The sequence below is a fragment of the Marinobacterium sp. MBR-111 genome (genome assembly GCF_040547585.1).
GTDB classification, from domain to species: Bacteria; Pseudomonadota; Gammaproteobacteria; order Pseudomonadales; family Balneatricaceae; genus Marinobacterium; species Marinobacterium iners.
Window position 1 is genome coordinate 26,977 of record NZ_JBEPQA010000002.1, and the last position, 19,387, is coordinate 46,363.

21 protein-coding genes are annotated in these 19,387 nt (G+C 54.2%); 3 read left to right on the plus strand and 18 right to left on the minus strand.

The window, feature by feature from the left end; translation table 11 throughout:
- Window positions 1-47: 47 nt before the first annotated feature.
- From kdsB to ABIE61_RS01780, 6 genes are all read right to left on the minus strand, one after another.
- On the minus strand, window positions 48-815 hold the full coding sequence (gene kdsB / locus ABIE61_RS01755; RefSeq protein WP_354406207.1) for a 3-deoxy-manno-octulosonate cytidylyltransferase: 768 nt from the start codon (window positions 813-815) through the stop codon (window positions 48-50).
- A gap of 3 nt (window positions 816-818) precedes the next feature.
- Window positions 819-1,010: a Trm112 family protein gene (locus ABIE61_RS01760; protein WP_354406209.1), complete on the minus strand. Its 192-nt coding sequence runs from the start codon at window positions 1,008-1,010 to the stop codon at window positions 819-821.
- On the minus strand, window positions 991-2,034 hold the full coding sequence (gene lpxK, locus ABIE61_RS01765) for a tetraacyldisaccharide 4'-kinase (protein ID WP_354406211.1): 1,044 nt from the start codon (window positions 2,032-2,034) through the stop codon (window positions 991-993). Before lpxK ends, ABIE61_RS01760 begins: the two co-directional genes overlap by 20 nt.
- Window positions 2,034-2,456: an ExbD/TolR family protein gene (locus tag ABIE61_RS01770; protein ID WP_354406213.1), complete on the minus strand. Its 423-nt coding sequence runs from the start codon at window positions 2,454-2,456 to the stop codon at window positions 2,034-2,036. The genes lpxK and ABIE61_RS01770 overlap by 1 nt, the downstream gene beginning before the upstream one ends.
- Window positions 2,457-2,467: 11 nt before the next feature.
- On the minus strand, window positions 2,468-3,088 hold the full coding sequence (locus ABIE61_RS01775) for a MotA/TolQ/ExbB proton channel family protein (RefSeq protein WP_354406215.1): 621 nt from the start codon (window positions 3,086-3,088) through the stop codon (window positions 2,468-2,470).
- 62 nt (window positions 3,089-3,150) lie between these two features.
- Window positions 3,151-5,397: a DNA internalization-related competence protein ComEC/Rec2 gene (locus ABIE61_RS01780; RefSeq protein WP_354406217.1), complete on the minus strand. Its 2,247-nt coding sequence runs from the start codon at window positions 5,395-5,397 to the stop codon at window positions 3,151-3,153.
- A 43-nt stretch (window positions 5,398-5,440) separates the two neighbouring features.
- Between ABIE61_RS01780 and ABIE61_RS01785 the strand changes: the two genes are divergently transcribed.
- Window positions 5,441-6,016: a DUF2062 domain-containing protein gene (locus ABIE61_RS01785; protein ID WP_354406218.1), complete on the plus strand. Its 576-nt coding sequence runs from the start codon at window positions 5,441-5,443 to the stop codon at window positions 6,014-6,016.
- An 8-nt stretch (window positions 6,017-6,024) separates the two neighbouring features.
- Here ABIE61_RS01785 and lolD read toward each other — a convergent pair whose 3' ends face one another.
- Window positions 6,025-6,702, minus strand: coding sequence for a lipoprotein-releasing ABC transporter ATP-binding protein LolD (gene lolD / locus ABIE61_RS01790; protein WP_091824349.1), 678 nt, complete (start codon window positions 6,700-6,702; stop codon window positions 6,025-6,027).
- Window positions 6,695-7,945 (minus strand): lipoprotein-releasing ABC transporter permease subunit, encoded by a 1,251-nt coding sequence (locus ABIE61_RS01795; RefSeq protein ID WP_091824352.1) that lies wholly within the window; start codon window positions 7,943-7,945, stop codon window positions 6,695-6,697. Before ABIE61_RS01795 ends, lolD begins: the two co-directional genes overlap by 8 nt.
- 106 nt (window positions 7,946-8,051) lie before the next feature.
- Between ABIE61_RS01795 and ABIE61_RS01800 the strand changes: the two genes are divergently transcribed.
- The gene (locus ABIE61_RS01800; protein WP_354406221.1) at window positions 8,052-8,615 is read left to right on the plus strand and encodes a PilZ domain-containing protein; all 564 of its coding nucleotides are present in this window, start codon (window positions 8,052-8,054) and stop codon (window positions 8,613-8,615) included.
- 2 nt (window positions 8,616-8,617) lie between these two features.
- Window positions 8,618-8,914: a hypothetical protein gene (locus ABIE61_RS01805; protein WP_354406222.1), complete on the plus strand. Its 297-nt coding sequence runs from the start codon at window positions 8,618-8,620 to the stop codon at window positions 8,912-8,914.
- 51 nt (window positions 8,915-8,965) lie between these two features.
- Here the strand turns inward: ABIE61_RS01805 and sthA are convergent, their stop codons facing one another.
- The 10 genes from sthA to ABIE61_RS01855 form a co-directional block, all read right to left on the minus strand.
- Window positions 8,966-10,366, minus strand: a complete 1,401-nt coding sequence (sthA, locus tag ABIE61_RS01810; protein ID WP_091824360.1) for a Si-specific NAD(P)(+) transhydrogenase — start codon at window positions 10,364-10,366, stop codon at window positions 8,966-8,968.
- A gap of 89 nt (window positions 10,367-10,455) precedes the next feature.
- Complete coding sequence (nqrM, locus tag ABIE61_RS01815; protein ID WP_091824362.1) at window positions 10,456-10,692, minus strand: (Na+)-NQR maturation NqrM; 237 nt, start codon at window positions 10,690-10,692, stop codon at window positions 10,456-10,458.
- A gap of 19 nt (window positions 10,693-10,711) precedes the next feature.
- On the minus strand, window positions 10,712-11,749 hold the full coding sequence (locus ABIE61_RS01820; RefSeq protein WP_354406224.1) for an FAD:protein FMN transferase: 1,038 nt from the start codon (window positions 11,747-11,749) through the stop codon (window positions 10,712-10,714).
- A 5-nt stretch (window positions 11,750-11,754) separates the two neighbouring features.
- A complete protein-coding gene (nqrF, locus tag ABIE61_RS01825) occupies window positions 11,755-12,987 on the minus strand; it encodes an NADH:ubiquinone reductase (Na(+)-transporting) subunit F (protein WP_091824365.1) in 1,233 nt (410 codons plus the stop codon).
- A gap of 38 nt (window positions 12,988-13,025) precedes the next feature.
- Window positions 13,026-13,634 (minus strand): NADH:ubiquinone reductase (Na(+)-transporting) subunit E, encoded by a 609-nt coding sequence (gene nqrE, locus ABIE61_RS01830; RefSeq protein WP_091824368.1) that lies wholly within the window; start codon window positions 13,632-13,634, stop codon window positions 13,026-13,028.
- A gap of 3 nt (window positions 13,635-13,637) precedes the next feature.
- A complete protein-coding gene (locus ABIE61_RS01835; RefSeq protein ID WP_091824370.1) occupies window positions 13,638-14,297 on the minus strand; it encodes an NADH:ubiquinone reductase (Na(+)-transporting) subunit D in 660 nt (219 codons plus the stop codon).
- Between the two features lie 3 nt (window positions 14,298-14,300).
- The gene (locus tag ABIE61_RS01840) at window positions 14,301-15,077 is read right to left on the minus strand and encodes a Na(+)-translocating NADH-quinone reductase subunit C (RefSeq protein ID WP_091824373.1); all 777 of its coding nucleotides are present in this window, start codon (window positions 15,075-15,077) and stop codon (window positions 14,301-14,303) included.
- A complete protein-coding gene (locus ABIE61_RS01845) occupies window positions 15,067-16,275 on the minus strand; it encodes an NADH:ubiquinone reductase (Na(+)-transporting) subunit B (RefSeq protein ID WP_091824376.1) in 1,209 nt (402 codons plus the stop codon). Before ABIE61_RS01845 ends, ABIE61_RS01840 begins: the two co-directional genes overlap by 11 nt.
- A gap of 12 nt (window positions 16,276-16,287) precedes the next feature.
- A complete protein-coding gene (locus ABIE61_RS01850) occupies window positions 16,288-17,628 on the minus strand; it encodes a Na(+)-translocating NADH-quinone reductase subunit A (RefSeq protein ID WP_354406227.1) in 1,341 nt (446 codons plus the stop codon).
- A 316-nt stretch (window positions 17,629-17,944) separates the two neighbouring features.
- A complete protein-coding gene (locus ABIE61_RS01855) occupies window positions 17,945-19,387 on the minus strand; it encodes a glyceraldehyde-3-phosphate dehydrogenase (protein WP_354406229.1) in 1,443 nt (480 codons plus the stop codon).

A 19,387-nucleotide genomic window follows, 5' to 3' on the forward strand; every position in this document is an offset into this window, starting at 1 on the left:
TAAGCAAACAAAAAGAATGCGCGTTGGTTTAGTCATCCCTACCCCTGCTATTTAAGTACCAACAGCTGGCGGATTCGTTCCAGATCTTCAGGCGTATCAACCCCTGCAGGCGGTGTTTCATCAGCCGCATCCACATGGATGCCAACACCATTCCAGAGTGCACGCAGCTGTTCCAGGCATTCGGTCTGTTCCAAGGGTGCTGGTAGCCAACGAACAAAGTCATTGAGCAACTTGACCCGATAGGCATACAGGCCAATATGCCTTTGCCAGGAAAACCCTTCCGGCATTGTGGACCGACCTACCTCACTCATGAAGCTGTCACGCGGCCAGGGTATTGGTGCGCGACTGAAATACAGTGCCATGCCCTGGTGGTCGGTCACCACCTTGACTACGTTGGGGTTGACTAGCGTATCAACCGTTTCGATCGGCTCGGACAGGGTTGCAATTCCAGCCATCGGCAGTGCCATAAGGTTGTGTGCAACCTGGTTGATGATTCTGGGTGGAATCAAGGGTTCATCGCCCTGAACGTTCACCACAATATCGTCGGCGTAAAACCCCAGCTTGTGAACGACCTCCTGCAGCCGGTCAGTACCGGAAGGATGGTCGTCTGAAGTCATGCATACTTCAGCGCCAAAGTTCCGGGCAACATGTGCAATACGCTCATCATCCGTTGCAATGATGACGCGAACTGCTTCACTTTCACAGGCACGCTCATAGACATGTTGCAACATCGGTTTGCCGGCAAGATCCGCCAGCGGCTTGCCCGGAAAGCGGCTGGAAGCATATCGAGCAGGAATGACAACTGAAAAACTCATGGCTTACTTGCTCTCTTTGAGTCGTTCATCGGTCGTCAGGGTACGGGCCTCGGACTCCAGCATGACCGGAATATCGTCTCTGATCGGGTAGGCCAGGCCGCTGGCACGGCAGATCATTTCATTGCTTTCCCTGTTCCACTCAAGCGGTGCCTTGGAGACTGGGCAAACGAGAATATCAAGCAGTTTCGGATCCATCTTTGTGTCCTGTGGGTTGTGCCGACCTGAAGGTCAGGCGTGTCAGCAAGGTCTGCTCTACATGAGCATCCAGCTGGGCATCCACTCTAAGAGCCCAGCCATTGGCAAGATCGAACTGGCTGCATTTTACCGCATCTTTCTCGGTCATGATCAACGGTAACCCGGATCCAAAGCTGAGTGCATCTTCATTCAGGTTTGCATGGTCAGCCATAGGGTGCTCAATCGGATCAAAGCCCAGTTCACGCAGAGTTTGAAAAAAACGGGCCGGGTTACCAATACCAGCTACCGCATCGACACGTCGCTCAAGTGGCCAGGTATCGGCCGTTATCGCGTCACCACCAGCAAGCGGATACAGTTTTCCAGCTTCAAGATTCATTGGGCACCATGGCAGGCGAAGATCAGTCAGCTGCTTTCGTGCGGTTGGTGAAAGCGGGCCATTGACGACCACGAGATCCACCAGCTGCAGCCGTTCTGGAGGCTCACGCAGAGGTCCCTCCGGCAGACAGCGCCCATTGCCAAGCCCTCGAGCACCGTCTATCACTGCGATTTCAACCGTACGCGGCAATGCATAGTGCTGCAGGCCATCGTCACTGATCAGAACATCGCAGGCATGATGCTGCAGAAGCTCACGTGCAGCCGCAACGCGATTCGGATCAATATACAGTGGCACTCCTGTTCGCCGCACTATCAGACAGGGCTCATCTCCCCCTTCCCGGGCTGAAGTAGAAGATGTAACTGGCCATGGGTAGCACGCCGGCTTGGCGCCATAGCCTCGACTGATAACGCCCGGTGTCCAGCCGTGCCTTCGCAGCAGTTCAATCAACGCGATGGTAAGCGGAGTCTTGCCCGTTCCCCCTACACTGATATTGCCCACGATGATCACAGGGACCGGCAGCTGATTTTCCGCGGACGCTTCGAAGCGTTTCGAAAACCTCTTGCGGGCAACCCGCTCCACCAGCGCTGACAGTGGTCTCAGCAACTTCAACCAACGGGCATTGCGATACCAGGCAGAGTCTAGTGACATCAGTCAGAGCTGGTTTTTTGGGTGGTGATGCTGAGCTTGCTGAAACCCAGCTTTCCGGCTACATCCATGACGGTAACCACCGACTGGTGTGCCGCCTGGGCATCTGCCGTGATAATGAATGGCACGTCACGCGCCTCACCTGCGAGCTTGAGCAACGCACGGCGAAGGGTCAGGGCATCGCTACTCACCAAAGATTCGCCATTGATTGTGTACTGCCCTTCAGCTCCTACAACCACATCAATGCTGCCTGTCTGTTGCTGGGCTTCTCCTTCCGCAGAAGCCTCCGGCAAACTGATGGTCAGGTGAGCTTCGCGCGTGAAGGTGGTGGATATCATAAAGAAAATCAGCAGCAGAAAGACCACATCAATCAATGGTGTCAGGTTGATATTGATCTCTTCCCTGCGTTGACGTTGAAATTTCACCCTGGACTCCGTTAGCGAATATCAACTTCACGATCACCATGGATCGCTTCGACCAGCTTGATCGATTCCTGCTCCATGGTCAGTACCAGAGAGTCGACGCGCCGCTGGAAATAACGGTGCATGACCAGGGCGGGGATGGCAACAGACAAACCTGCCGCCGTGGTTATCAATGCCTCGGAGATGCCACCAGCCAGCACCCCGGCGTTACCGGTACCCTGAATCATGATCTCCGTGAACACCTTGATCATGCCAATAACAGTACCCAACAGACCCAACAGTGGTGTTATGGCAGCAATGGTCCCCAGAGGGTTCAGGAACCGCTCCATATCGTGCACCACATGTGAGGCTTCTTCCTGGATACTCTCTTTCATGATGTCACGACCATGACGGGAGTTATTCATGCCGGCCAGAATGATGCGCCCGAGTGGGCTTTCCTGTCGGATAACACTCATGTACTCGGCAGTGAGAGTACCACTGCGCGTCATCTCCCAGACTTGGGCCAACAGTCCCGGGGGAGTAATTTTCCGTGGGCGCAACACCATCAGCCGCTCCAGGCAGATAGCCAGCGCAACCACTGAACAGGCAACAATTGGCAGCATCAGCCAGCCACCAGCGACAATAAGTTCAAACACCTTCAGATCACCTCCTGTTGATTGAAATAACTCTAACACAGCCCCATAGGCAGGAGTAGGCGTTAACCAGCTGTCCAGTAACGCTTTTTAAGTTCTCTGTGCGAGATCACGCTACAGCTGTCACTGTCAGCTTTCAGCAGCAGCGCACCCTGCCTGGCAGTACTGCTCCAGGGGATTTCGCGGTTCTCGATGCGTTCAATGACATCCGCATGCGGATGACCGAAGCGATTGCCATATCCGGCACTGATCACAACATGTTCTGGCATGGCGTAATCCAATAACGCCCCTGCAGTGGAATCACGACTGCCATGATGCCCCGCTACCAGCCAGGTAACCGGTTCAACCAGCCCTGACGACAGCAGGCGATATTCACCACTCTGACTCAGATCACCGGTCAGCAGCAGTGAACAGCGCCCATTGCTGACCCTCAATACACAGGAGCGATCATTGCTGCTGAGGTCTGCATAGTCGCCGAAGGGATCCAGCAAGGTGAACGAGATGTCCCCTATTTGCCAGCTGCCGCTGCGACACTCCTGCACCTGTACATTGGGAAGCTCTTCACCTCCCAGCAACGTACCGATTGCATATCCCTGCCGCAACGCTGCAAAACCTCCGCTGTGATCCGCATCTGCGTGACTGACTACCACCCACTCAAGTTCAGAGCGAGCCTGGCTGCGAAGATAGGGCTCCACTGTATATGCAAAGGCTGAACGTCCATTACCAAATCCGGGACCGGTGTCGTAGAGAAGGTGGCCCTCTGCCGTTTCAATCAGGATTGCCTGCCCTTGGCCAACATCAAAAACCCAGGCATTGAAATGCCCTCTTGATGGTTGAGACACCGGCAGAACAAGCAACGGCAAACAGGGCAGCAGTGCGATGGCCCGTATTCGAAACGGAAGCGGCAGTAATATGATTGCTGAACCCAAAATGGCCAGCACCAGTAACATCAGACTCGGGCGACCGACCTGCAACAAAAGACCTGGAATCTGGGCAGCCCATTGCAGCACTCCCCAAATCATCTCAAGGTTCCAGTTCAACAGCGTCGCGGCATCAGGCCACTGAAGCACTAACAGAAGCAGAACCGGCAGCGCCCAGATCGTGGCCGAGATCCAAGGCACGGCAATGAGATTCATCACAATCCCCGCCGGACTGAGCTGATTGAAGTTCATAACCATAACCAGAGACATGCCAGCAAACAGTGTCAGCTGTAATCGCCACCACTCTCCGGGCAAGCGTAACCAGACACAGGAGAGCGGCTGCTGCCGGCGTTGCTGCAGCTGCCAGAGAATCAGTGCCACCGCGCCAAAGGAAAGCCACAGCCCCGGCTCCAATATCGCCAGCGGCTGTACGGATACTATCACCAGCAACGAAAGCTTTAGGCGCTGCCAGCCTGACAGGCTCAACAATTGCCAGTTACCCAGCAGAAACACCACAAGCATTAGCCACGCGCGCTGTACTGGTAATCCCCAGCCTGCCAGTGCCGCATACAGAGTCGCCAGCAGCAAGGCAGCAGCGGTTGGCAGCCAGCGACTGCACCCCATCCAACCGCACAACTGCAGGGGCACCGCGATCAGCCGTCCAAACAGCCAGCCCAGCGTTGCCATTACGGCAATATGCAAACCACTGACGACCAGCAAATGTGCAGTTCCGGTACGGCGCAGCCATTCCCAGTGCTGATCATCCAGCCCTGTGCGATCACCAATGATCAATGCACTTAAGGTGTTTGCTGCCTGTGGTTCAAATTGCTCGTGCAGCCAGTTTTTGACTCTCATACGCACCACACCCACACCGAAAGATTCTGCAGGTTCATGCTTCACAAGCGTGCGGATATACCCGCGAGCGTCAAGGCCCGAAGCAAGGTAGTAGCGTTCAGTATCCCTTGCTTCGGGGTTGTGTAGTCCCCTTGGAGCACGAAGACGTATTATGGCCTTGATCTCATCACCAAAGCCAAAACGGATATCAGTATGGTAAACACTGAGCCGAATGCGTCGCAGCCGTTGATGAGTGGGTAAATCCGACTCTACAGTCAGGACGGCAAGCTCAAATACCTGCCGCTGGTCATCGCGCTGAACCAGACTGTCCACTCGACCGGTAATCTGCAGATCCTGCGCTTGAGGGCTAGATGGCAAACGATGATGCAACTGCCATGCACCCCAAATAGCAGCAACAGCCACACCAAGGAGATAAAACAGAAGCGATTGGCGAAGCCGCTTGAAGCGCAATAGTAGCAGCAACAGAGCCAACAATGCGGCATAGGTCAGTGACGGCAACAGTGCTACTGTAAGAATTCCGCCGATATACGCGATCATCCTTGATCTCCGAGTTGGCTTGGCAGAGCACAGGCGTCATAATGTGGCCACTTTCAGACTCTGGCCGCGACTGTTTCTCATGCCTCGAAAGCTGATCCGAAAATTCATGCCCGACGAACACAAGCTGCGCAACCACCGTCACTTGGGTTGGCTCGGCCGTCATCTGCATGACCCCAACCTCTGGCACCTCACACGCAAGTCCGTTGCGCGTGCCTTTTTGGTGGGGCTTTTCTGTGCATTCCTGCCCATACCAGGGCAGATGCTGGTCGCGGCACTGATCGCCGTGCTAGTCTCCAGCAATCTGCCGATATCAGTCGGGCTGGTGTTTATTACCAATCCTCTGACAATGCCGCCCATCTTTTACCTTTCCTACCGTCTCGGCGTTTGGGTGCTGGGCATTGAACGCGGCATTGCCAGTGAGCACAGCTGGAACCTGCAGACCCTTCAGACCGAGCTTACATCCATCTGGTGGCCCCTTTTAGTGGGCTCCATCATATGCGGGGTTCTCAGCGGCCTGATCGGTTACTTTCTGATAAACCGTTTCTGGATCTGGCATGTCAACAAGAGCTGGCGCCGTCGCATACTGTCACGCAGCCGCCGACCAAAGGACAATAGCTGAGCAAGGCTTCAGGCGTCAAAACGCCCATCCACCAGCTCATACACGCGCCCCATTCTTTCAGCCAGTTGCATGTCATGTGTCACAATAACAAATGCCGTATCAAGCGTCTGATTAAGCTCATCCAAGTAGTGTTGAACATCAGCCGCCGTATGTCGGTCCAGGTTACCGGTAGGCTCATCCATCAAGACACAGGCCGGCTCCATCACCAATGCTCTGGCAATAGCCACACGTTGACGCTCCCCGCCACTGAGCTGGGCTGGCTTGTGCGCAAGCCTGTGCCCAAGACCAACCCGCACCAGTGACTGCTCGGCACGTTCGATCGCCTGTTTGGAGTTCATATCTCCGATTAGAAGTGGCATTGCCACATTTTCCAGTGCCGTAAACTCATGCAGCAAGTGATGAAACTGATACACAAACCCAAGCGACTGGTTACGCAAACGACATCGTTGCGTTTCGGAAATCGAGTACAACGCCTGACCTGCCACTTCAACTTCACCACTATCCGGCGTATCCAGCCCGCCGAGGATATTCAATAGGGTACTTTTGCCGCTGCCCGAACTACCCACTATGGCAACGCGCTCTCCCACAGCCACGGTCAGACTGATGTCGTGCAACACTTCGACTGTATTACCCGCTTCTTCATAACGCTTGTTGATATTACGACAGCTGAGCACTGGCTCACTCATAACGCAGGGCCTCCGCGGGCTGGGTTCGTGATGCTCTCCAGGCTGGATAAAGCGTGGCGACAAAGCTAATCAGGAGAGCGGCAGAGGTAATAAGCCCAACATCCGACCACACCAGCTCAGAGGGCAGGTAACTGATAAAATAGACCTCGGATGACAGAAACTGGATTCCCAGCATGCGCTCAACCCAAGCCACCAGGTCAGTCACGGTCAGTGCCAATGTGACCCCAAGCCCAACGCCGAGTGCCGTTCCAATGAAGCCGATCAAAACGCCCTGCACCATAAAAATCCGCAGGATACTGGCAGGAGTTGCGCCCATGGTGCGCAAAATCGCAATATCCGAACGCTTGTCTGTGACTACCATCACCAGTGTGGACACAATATTGAACGCAGCCACAAACACAATCAAAAGCAACAGCAGCGCAATCATGCGCTTTTCCATCTGAATGGCCTGAAACAGGTTGCCGTGGGTACGGGTCCAGTCGCTGACATAAAACGGCCGTTCCTGCGCCATTGCTACCCTTCTGGCAAGCTCAGGTGCCTTGAACAGATCGTCCAGTTTAAGCCGGAGTCCATCCACCCGCCCCGGCTGCATTCGCTTGAGTCTGGCGGCATCGTCGATATGGATATACGCCAGATTGGCATCCAGTTCGGCACCCACCGAGAACAGGCCCGCCACCGTAAAACGTTTCATGCGGGGAACCACACCTGCCACACTGACCGAAGCTTCGGGCAACACCAGTGTCACCTTGTCACCCACACTGACACCAAGAAACCTGGCAAGCAACTCGCCCAACACGATGTTGTACTCCCCCGCCTGCAGTAACCCGGTCTCACCCTGCTGCATATGATCGCTGATTATCGACACTTCATTCTCAACCCGTGGGTCGATGCCATTGACCTGCACGCCCTGTACTCGACCATAACTGGTCAACATGCCCTGGGCCTGGACAAACGGCGCTACACCAGCTACTCCTGGCTCGAGACGAATTTCCGTGGCCAGCTCTTGCCAGCCATCAAGACCTTCATCTCCATAGGCCCCAAGCGTGGCATGCGGCACCATGCCGAGAATGCGCTGACGAAGCTCGCGGTCAAATCCATTCATGACAGAGAGCACCAGAATGAGCGCCGCCACGCCCAGCATCAGCCCGAGCATCGATACAAGTGAAATGAAGGAGATGAAATGATTCCCGCGTCTGGCTGCGGTATAGCGCAGTCCGACAAAAAGCGACAAAGGTCTGTACATGTGGCCGGTTTCAATCACTGTTGTGGCCGCAGCTCTAACAGCAGCGACACTATGTTGGTTATACTGAATGTTACGCGATTCTATCACTAACCGCAGGAGTATTAACGTGTCTGAAAGGCGTCAATACTATCGGATCGATCATCCGGTCATCATTGAACACAAATGTGTCAGTGACGAGGATGTGGCTCATTCAAATCAGCCGTTCCAATTTGAGGTATCTGCCTATTTTTCATTGCAGGCACAATTGCACGCAATCGATGCCGAATGTAGCCATTATCTGCACCGGATCAGTGAGAGCTCTGCTCCCCTGAGCGCCTACCTCCAGTCCCTTAACAGAAAGATAGAGCTGATTGCACAAGCACTGACTGCCGACAGCCTGAAGCTGGACCAGGGGGAACCCCAGTTCATCAACCTAAGTGAAGGCGGCATCAATTTTTTGTCTCAGCAGTCACTGGAGCCGGGACAGGCACTGGCCCTTAAACTGGTATTCACCGAGTCAAGGCTTGGCATGATGCTCTATGCTCGTGTGATTCGTTCCGAGGCCCAGGCCGAAGACTTCGAAGTTGCTGCAGAGTTCCTGCATATGCCTGAAAACTGCCGCACCCAGCTTGTCCGCCTGATTCTTGAAGCACAGGCTCGACAACGTCAGAACGAGCCCTATCAGGAATGAGCATGAATAATGTCCCCACACCTACGCCTCATCCAAAACTCTACCTGCTGGCCATGGGAGCCGGTTTTGCCGGTCTGATTGCATGGTTCGTGATTGGGCGTTCACTGGGCATATTGGACTGGATAAGCGGCCTGTTTCCTGCGTCACATGCAGGCGCCGGACTTATGGTCGCCATCATGGCACTGATGACACCCGGTTTTCTGCTGTGGAAGTACTATAACCGTTGGATTGAAAAGCGTCTCAAGGTGAAGGGGCGTTATTACGAAGATGGTATCTATCTGCCTCCAAAGCAGAAATGAAACAGCCGGGCTAGGCCCGGCTGAAAAATCCAACACACCAGAGTCGGTTGCTTAAAGGTTCGCAACCCTGTTGAGCCCGGAAATAGCAGCAACACGGTAGGCTTCTGCCATGGTCGGATAGTTGAAGGTTGTGTTGATGAAATATTTCAGTGTATTCGCCTCACCCGACTGGCTCATGATCGCCTGGCCAATGTGAATGATCTCCGAAGCCTGATCGCCAAAACAGTGGATACCAAGAATCTGAAACGTTTCACGATGGAAGAGCACCTTCAGCATGCCTACAGGTTCACCGGAAATCTGGGCACGTGCCGTGTCCTTGAAGAACGCCTGCCCAACTTCATAGGGCACACATTCCGCTGTCAGCTCCTCTTCTGTTTTGCCGATGGAGCTGATCTCCGGGATGGTATAGATGCCGGTCGGGACATCATTGATATAGCGGAAATCATCCGCTGACAACATGTCAGCCGATGCAGACCGCCCCTGATCCAGGGCAGCCGATGCCAGGCTCGGCCAACCGATCACATCACCGACCGCATACACCCCATCGGCCTCGGTGCGATAGTGTTCATCGACTGCCAACTGACCCCGGCTGTTGGCTTCAAGTCCAATCTTGTCGAGCCCCAGACCCGCCGTATTGCCACTGCGGCCATTGCACCAGAGAAACGCATCGGCACGTATCTTCTTACCGGATTGCAATTCGATGGTGACACCATGCGCATCGCCGGTAACCGATTTGTAGTCTTCGTTATGACGAATTTTTACAGCGTTGTTGCGCAGGTGATAGCTCAACGCATCGGAGATTTCATCATCAAGGAATGAAAGCAGTCGATCACGCATATCAATCAGGTCAACCTTAACCCCAAGACCACTGAAAATGGACGCGTATTCACAGCCTATGACGCCGGCGCCAAAAATCACCAGCGTACGCGGTGTGTGACTCAGCTTGAGAATGGTATCGGAGTTATAAATACGCGGATGCGCGAAATCGATATCCGGTGGGCACCAGGGACTGGAGCCGGTTGCGATCACAAAATTACGGCTGCGCAAGGTTTCCTTCGAATTATGCTCTCCCGCTACCTCAATCTCACCAGGCTTCTGGAAGTGAGCACGGCCGAAAAACACATCAACCCGGTTGCGGGCGTAGAAATTGGTCCGCAGCATAACCTGATTGGAGATTACCTTCTCAGCACGCTTTAGCACCTTGGGAAAAGAAAACCAGCGTGGCTCGCCGATATCACGGAACATGGGGTTAGTGTTGAACTCAATGATCTGCTTGACCGAGTGTCGCAATGCCTTGGAGGGAATCGTGCCCTTGTGAGTACAGTTCCCGCCCACGGTATTCTGTTCTTCGACTATGGCAACACGGCGGCCCTGCTTGGCAGCATTGATCGCAGCGCCTTCGCCAGCCGGACCGGAGCCAATCACAACGACATCATAGTCATACACAGCCATTACTTTCCCCTTAGTAGAAAACGAGATCGGAGCCAACTACTCCGCCCTTGGTTGTTGACCAGCATAGAGATACTGCCGGCAACAACCAATTAGCTTTTAGATTTAACCTCATAGGCAAGATCACCACCAACATTGCCCTGTTGGCGCTCCTGCTCTTCATCACACTTGTTCGGATCACCGCCACAGATGTCACATACGGTATCCATGCCAACGGCACTCATGCCGCCGCAGGAACCGGTAATTGGCTTACGCCCCATCAACACCCCCACAGACATGGCTGTGATGATCAACAGCAGCGCAGCGAAGGTCAGAATCATGGTTTCCATTACATACCTCCGAGCATTATCAGTTCAGATAGGCCTCAAAATCAGGCGTGGCGCGGGTTATAAACCCCTCAGCACCCTTGCTTATGAAAAAGGCCTTCACATTATGTTCGATAGCAAAATTGTACCCCTGTTCCTCTCCCATCACCATGAGTGCAGTGGCAAGTGCGTCTGCTTCTGCACAGGTGGGCCTGATCACCGTTACCGAAGCCAGGCGGTGAGTGATGGGACGCGCGGTGCGGGGATCAATGGTATGGGAGTAACGTACACCATTTTCTTCAAAGTAATTACGATAATCGCCTGACGTCGCGACCGCATCACTTTCAAGACTTATAATCGTCTGAGCCACACGCTCAGCGCCGGCCACAGGCGCCTCGATCGCAAGTTTCCAGGCTGAACCGTCCGGTTTAAGCCCCTCTGCTCGCAATTCACCTCCAATTTCAACCAGGTAGCGATCAACTCCTTCTTGCTCCAGCAGATTGGCCAGTGCGTCTACACCATAGCCCTTGGCGATTGCTGAAAGGTCAATGTACTGCTCACCGAGACGCCGAACCTGTCGGGTTGCAGGTATCAGCTCAACAAACCGGTACCCAATCCGCTCCCGCAAATGTTCAATCTGCTCGTCCGTCGGTGCATGTATTATCCGGCCATCCGGCCCAAACCCCCAGAGGTTCACAAGCGGGCCTACGGTTACATCAAACGCACCGTCGGTCCACTCACTGATCCGTTGCGACTCCTGCAGTACAAACATCAGCTCGGCAGGAATAGTCTGAGCATAACCAGGCTCAACACTATTGAGTTTCGACAGCTCCGAGTCGTCAATGTAGGTCGACATTTGACGATTGACTTCAGCCAGCAAAGCACCGGCCTTGGCACGAATCGAGGCAACCCGGGTGTCATCCTCGGCAACCCACTTCACACTAAAGCTGGTTCCCATCGTTAAACCGTCAAAGGAAACAATGCGCTCTCGGGGGCGACTGTCACACCCCAGCAGCCCCAAAACAAAAACGGCCAGCAGCGAAGCTGCCAGCCATTTTGTCAGACGTATCTGATTAGCCATCAATATCAGCCACCAAAGTCGTCCAGCAGGATATTCTCAGGCTCGACACCCATATCTTCAAGCATCTTGATAACGGATGCATTCATCATTGGCGGTCCGCACATGTAGTATTCGCAATCCTCAGGGGCCTCATGCTCCTTCAGATAGTGTTCATACAGCACGTTATGGATGAAGCCCGTATAGCCGGTCCAGTTATCCTCCGGCAGAGGATCGGACAGGGCCAGATGCCAGGTAAAGTTCTCATTCTCTTCAGCCAGCTTGTCGAACTCTTCCACATAGAAAGCCTCACGTACGGATCGAGCACCGTACCAGAAGGAGATCTTGCGCGTAGAGTTAAGACGCTTGAGCTGATCAAAGATGTGTGAGCGCATTGGTGCCATGCCAGCACCACCACCGATGAAGACCATCTCATTATCGGTTTCCTTGGCGAAGAACTCACCGAAGGGTCCGTAAACAGTAATGGTGTCCCCCGGCTTCAGGCTGAAGACGTAAGAAGACATCTGCCCCGGCGGAATGCCCTGGCTGCCCGGAGGCGGCGAGGCAATACGAATATTGAACTTAACCAGTCCACGCTCTTCCGGGTAGTTTGCCATTGAATAGGCACGGATAACCGGCTCATCCACCTTGGAGACAAACTGCCACATATCGAACTTGTCCCAGTCGCCGCGGAACTCTTCCTGGATATCGAAATCCTTGTAGTGCACTTCATGCGGCGGTGCTTCCAACTGTACGTAACCACCGGCGCGGAAATCCACGTTCTCACCTTCAGGCAGACGCAGAGTAAGCTCTTTGATGAAGGTTGCCACGTTCGGGTTGGATTCAACAGTGCACTCCCACTTCTTCACGCCGAAGACATCATCTTCCACGTGGACCTTCATATCCTGCTTAACGGCTACCTGGCAGGACAAACGCCAGCCTTCCTTGCCCTCACGCAGGGTGAAGTGGGATTCTTCGGTCGGCAGCATGGAGCCACCACCATCCAGCACCTGACATTTGCACTGCGCGCAGGTACCGCCACCACCACAGGCAGACGCAAGGAAAATCCCCTTGTCAGCCAGAGTTTGCAGCAGCTTGCCACCTGCAGGAACAGTGATCGATTTTTCCGGATCGTCGTTGATCTCGATGGTCACATTGCCGGAGCTGACCATCTTGGCTCGGGCAGCGAGGATTACGGCTACGAGTGCAAGCACCACCGCCGTGAACATCACTACACCGAGAATGATGACTTCTGTATTCATCGGTTCATCCCATCCTTTTCGCTATTCATGCCAACCGGTTACAGCTGTACGCCGGAGAAGGACATGAAGCCGAGAGACATCAGACCCACGGTAATGAAGGTTATACCCAGACCACGTAAACCGTGCGGCACATCGCTGTACTTCAGCTTTTCACGGATACCTGCCAGCGCAGCGATGGCCAGCGCCCAGCCGATACCGGCGCCAGCGCCGTAGACGACACTCTCACCGAAGGTGTAGTCACGCTCAACCATGAACAAAGCAGCACCCATGATGGCGCAGTTCACGGTAATCAGCGGCAGGAATACGCCCAGCGCGTTGTAGAGGGCCGGTACAAACTTGTCCAGGAACATCTCCAGAATCTGCACAATCGCGGCAATTACGCCAATGTAGGAGATGAAGCCCAGGAAGCTCAGGTCCACTTCAGGATAACCGGCCCACGCCAGTGCACCCTCACGCAGCAGGTGGTTATAGATCAGGTTGTTCACCGGCACAGTGATGACCAGCACCACAATAACGGCAATACCCAGACCAATGGCGGTCTGTACCTTCTTCGAAATCGCCAGGAAGGTACACATCCCGAGGAAGAAGGCCAAGGCCATGTTTTCAACGAAAATCGCCTTAACAGCAAGGCTGATCAGCTGTTCCATGATTTACGCAGCCTCCTTCTTGGTGTTCGGAGCCATTTCGTACTCCGGCTTTTCAACCTGCTCCGGCTTCCAGGTACGGATGATCCAGATGAACATGCCGATCAGGAAGAATGCGCTCGGTGGCAGCAATAGCAGACCGTTGCCCTGATACCAGCCCCCGTTGTTGACCAACGGCAGGATTTCAATACCGAACAACGAGCCTGAGCCGAACAGCTCACGGAAGAAACCGACGAACAGCAGCACCACACCGTAGCCCATACCGTTGCCGAGACCGTCCAGAAAGCTCGGGATCGGCGGATTTTTCATCGCATAGGCTTCAGCGCGACCCATCACGATACAGTTGGTGATAATCAGACCAACGAATACCGACAGCTGCTTGGAGATCTCGTAAGCAAAGGCCTTCAGGAACTGGTCTACTACGATTACCAGCGAGGCAATAATGGTCATCTGCACGATGATGCGGATACTGCCCGGAATGTGGTTACGGATCAGCGATACGAAAAAGTTCGAGAACGCCGTTACCACCATAACCGCCAGGGTCATGACCAGCGCCGTCGCCATGTTGGAGGTAACCGCCAGCGCAGAACATACACCCAGAATCTGCAGAGCGATCGGGTTGTTCTTGAAAATTGGCGTTACCAGAACGTCTTTAGTCTTGGACATGGATTAAGCCTCCCCTGCACGCAGGTTGTTCAGGAACGGCGCGTAGCCATTCTCGCCCATCCAGAACTGAACCAGGTTGGTGACACCGTTGCCGGTCAGCGTAGCCCCAGACAGACCGTCGATCTTGTGCTCGGCATCGGCTGTAGAAGCGTCAACACTGCCCTTGATCAGCTGGATTTTCGGATCCATCTTGTCTTCACCGTAGACTTCCTTACCCGGCCATAGCGCTTTCCAGGCAGGATTGTCGACTTCGCCACCCAGCCCCGGGGTCTCGGCGTGCGAGTAGAAGCCAAGTCCTACCACGGTGTTCAGATCGCCTTCCAGCGCCAGGAATCCGTAAAGGGTGGACCAAAGACCCTTGCCATGAACCGGCAGGACTACCTTCTCGACAGCGCCGTTGGCACTTTCAACCAGGTAGACCGGTTGCACACGCGCAATGGTCTTGATACCGGCCTGATCTTCATCACGGCTCAGACGAATGTTCTGCGCAGGATCCTTTGCAGCCTTGGTTTCGTCATAACTGGACGCAACATCAACGAACTTGCCGGTTTCCAGATCAACATATTTGGTCGTGATTTGCTGGAACAGCTCGTCAACGCTCTTGGCAGGATCACTGATACCGGCCGCAGCAAGAATGTTGCTCTTGCGGTCCAGTTCTTTGTTGGCAACCTGCTTGGGCTTGAGGATTACCGCCGCCGCCGACACCACTACCGAGCAGATAACACACAGCAGGATGGTGACCAGCAGGGTTTTACCCATAGTATCGTTATTAGCCGACATTACGCTTCATCCTCCGCTTAATGTTCGCCTGGACAACGAAGTTGTCGATCAGCGGTGCAAACAGGTTGGCAAACAGAATGGCCAGCATCATACCTTCCGGGAACGCCGGGTTGGCCACACGGATCAGCACTACCATCACACCGATCAGCGCGCCGAAGAACCACTTGCCGGTGTTGGTCATGGATGCAGACACGGGGTCGGTCGCCATGAAAATCATACCGAAAGCGAAGCCACCCAGAACCAAGTGCCAATAGAACGGCATGTTGAACATCGGGTTGGTATCGGAGCCGATCAGGTTGAACAGCGTGGACGTGGCCACCATGCCAAGGAATACGCCCGCAACGATTCGCCAAGCCGCAATCCGGGCAAACAGGATAACCGCACCACCGATTAGAATCGCCAGAGTGGAAGTTTCACCCACCGAGCCTTGAATGGTACCGATGAAAGCATCGAACCAGGTTACGTTCGCAGCCAGAATCGCTTCAACGCCGCCCATGGCAGCCAGACCCAGCGGGGTTGCTCCAGAGAAGCCGTCAACAGCGGTCCAGATCGCATCACCTGACATCTGCGCCGGATAGGCAAAGAAGAGGAATGCACGACCGGTCAACGCCGGGTTGAGGAAGTTTTTGCCGGTACCGCCGAATACTTCCTTACCGATCACCACACCGAAGCTGATACCCAGTGCAACCTGCCACAGCGGGATGGTCGGCGGCAGAATCAGTGAGAACAGGATGGAGGTCACGAAGAAGCCTTCGTTCACTTCATGCCCGCGCTTCATGGCAAACAGCACTTCCCAGAAGCCACCAACAATAAATGTCACTGCATAAATCGGTAGCCAGTAGACAGCACCGTGAATGATGTTGTCCCACACGCTGTCCGGGCTGAACCCGGTCAGTGATGCAGCCAGCGCACCACGCCAGCCGGTAGACTCGGTCAGGCCCAAATCCGCCATGGCGGTATTGGCCTGCAGGCCTATGTTGTACATCCCGAAGAAGATCGCCGGGAAAGTACAAAGCCACACCAGAATCATGATGCGCTTCAGGTCAACACCATCACGTACATGAGCGGCGTTTTTGGTGACCTGGCCGGGTGTATAGAAAATGGTATCCACTGCTTCATACAGGGCGTACCAGTTTTCGTATTTGCCGCCTTTATGGAAATGCGGCTCCATTTTATCCAGAACGGTTCTTAAACTCATGACCAGCCTCTCTTACGCCTCTTTCTCGATGCGCGTCAGGTTGTCGCGAAGAATCGGACCGTACTCGTACTTACCAGGGCACGCAAACGTGCACAGTGCGAGGTCCTCTTCATCCAGCTCAAGACAACCGAGCTGCATCGCGGTCACGATATCGCCGGTCACCAGTGCACGCAGCAACTGAGTCGGCAGGATATCCAGCGGCATCAACGTTTCAAACTGACCTACGGGGATCATCGCCCGCTCGGATCCATTTGTCGTTGTGGTGAAGTTGAATTTCTTGCCCGGTGAAAGCACGGACGCAAACATGTTCAAGACAGAGTACTTATTGCTGCCAGGGGCGATCCAGCCCATAAACTCGCGCTTGTCACCTTCCAGCAGCACGCTCACCTGATTGGCATAACGGCTCAAAAAGGCATGAGGTCCCAGTGCTGCACGGCCGTTCCAGACAGAGCCGCTGATAACACGGTTTTTGCCTGGCAGTAACCGACCGGCGATCAATTCCTCGGTAGAAGCCCCAATACGAGTGCGCACAAGCTGCGGCTTCTCAACCTGAGGACCTGCCAACGCAACAACACGCTCGACCGGCAGACGACCTTCAGTAAACAGGCGTCCAAATGCGATCACGTCCTGATAACCGATGGTCCAGACTGTTTTCTGCTGCGACACCGGGTCCAGGAAGTGTATATGTGTACCGGCATTTCCAGCAGGATGCTTGCCTGCGAACTCGGCCACATCAACACCATCCGCTGTCGGCACGTTGGCGCCGGCAGCCTTGCAGAGATACACCTTGCCACCGCTGAGACAGGTCAGCAGCTTGAGGCCGTTGGTAAATGCGTCAGCCTGTTCATTGATGATCAGCTCAGGACTGGCTGCCAACGGATTGGTATCGATCGCGGTAACGAAGATGGAGTGAGGCGTGGTACCGACCTGTGGCACGCGACTGAAGGGACGAGTCCGCAGCGCAGTCCAGAGCCCGGACGCCTGCAGGTTTTCTTCAATCTGCTCTTGGGTCAGATTACCCAGTTCGGCGGCAGCATAGCGAGTAAATTCAACCGCTTCTTCCTGCTCGTCCAATTCGATGACCACGGACTGCAGTACACGACGCTCGCCACGGTTGATCGCGCGGACCACCCCTGCTCCCGGAGCCGTGTACTGGACCCCTTCTGTTTTTTTATCGGTAAAGATCACCTGACCGAGTTTCACCCGGTCACCCTCTTTGACCTTCATTGACGGCTTCATGCCGACATAATCCTGGCCAAGGAGAGCCACAGTGCGTACAGCGGGACCATCACTGATGGTCTGCTCGGGCGCACCTGCAATCGGTAGATCCAGACCCTTATTGATCTTGATCATTCGTCTCACCCAACTATCAAAAATATTCAGGAGATCACGCCCCCGCCCAAACGCGGTCAGCCAAAATAAAACCAGCCTTCCGTGCCGGGAAACAGACGCAGGATTCCCACCTAAAAATCCGCACAAGTATAACCGACACCCTTGTCGTTTTTCTACAAGCCACTGATTTCCTGAGCTGGAACAGAGTAATAAAAAGGTATATACAAATAGACCGTATAGGAATACATATATTCTATTTAAGAATATATGATTTCAGAAACAAAAAAAGGCCACCCAATACGGGCAGCCCTTTTCAACAGTACAGGCAAACAGATACTTACTTGCTGTTTTTCGGGAACGCCTGCAAAGTGCACTTGGCCAGATGCTGTGCCATGCGAACTACCTGACAGCTGTAACCAAATTCGTTGTCATACCATACGTACAGTACGCAACGATTACCATCCACGATGGTGGCAAGAGCATCAACCACACCCGCCGCACGCGATCCTACAAAGTCGCTGGAAACCGCTTCCGGCGAGTTGCTGTAGTCGATCTGCTTTTGCAGATCAGAGTGCAGTGCCGCATCGCGCAGGAAGGCATTCAACTCTTCCTTGTCGGTGGGCTTTTCCAGGTTCAGGTTCAGGATCGCCATTGACACGTTCGGCGTCGGCACGCGGATCGCATTACCGGTCAACTTGCCTTCCAGCTCCGGCAGCGCCTTGGCAACGGCTTTGGCAGCACCGGTCTCGGTCAGAACCATGTTCAGCGCAGCCGCACGACCACGGCGATCACCCTTGTGGTAGTTGTCGATCAGGTTCTGGTCATTGGTGTAGGAATGCACAGTTTCAACATGTCCATTCACGACACCAAACTGATCGTTAACCGCTTTCAGTACCGGCACGATAGCGTTTGTGGTACAGGAGGCAGCGGACAGAACACGGTCATCATCATTGATATCGTTATGGTTAACACCCATAACAATGTTCTTGACGCCCTTGCCCGGCGCCGTCAACAGCGCACGCGCGACACCCTTGGACTGCAGGTGCAGTGACAAGCCTGCCTCATCGCGCCACTTGCCGGTGTTGTCGATCACCAGCGCGTTCTTGATGCCGTACTGGGTATAGTCAACCTGGTCCGGACCATTGGCAAAAATCACCTTAATGTAATTACCGTTAGCGATGATCGCATTGCTTTCTTCATCGATCTGGATGGTGCCCTTGAAGGAGCCGTGAACCGAGTCACGACGCAGAAGACTGGCACGTTTCTCAAGATCGTTATCGGCGTTACCCTTGCGTACAACAATGGCACGCAGGCGCAGGGAATGGCCACCGCCAGCACGATCCAGCATCAGACGCGCCAACAGGCGACCGATACGGCCAAAGCCGTACAATACAACATCGGTCGATTCGTGCGCTTCAGCCGGCTCGGTAGAAGCGTCGGCCAGTTCATCAGCAAGGAAGGCCTGCAGGGTGCGGCCATTACCTTCGTTGCGGAATTTTACCGCCAGTTTGCCAATATCGATGTGAGCATTGGTCACATCCATTTCGGCCACGGCTTCCAGTACCGGGAAGGTATCCACTACGGACAGCTCTTCAGCTTCCAGCTGGCGCACAAAACGATGTGCCTTGAGAATATTGATCACAGACCGCTTGACGATCAGACGACCATAGACAGAGATCTCTACGTTTCGGTCACGATACAGACGACCCACCAGCGGCACCATCGCTTCCGCGATCGCTTCACGGGCTTTCCAGTCTGCAAAAATCAGTTCTTGGCTCAC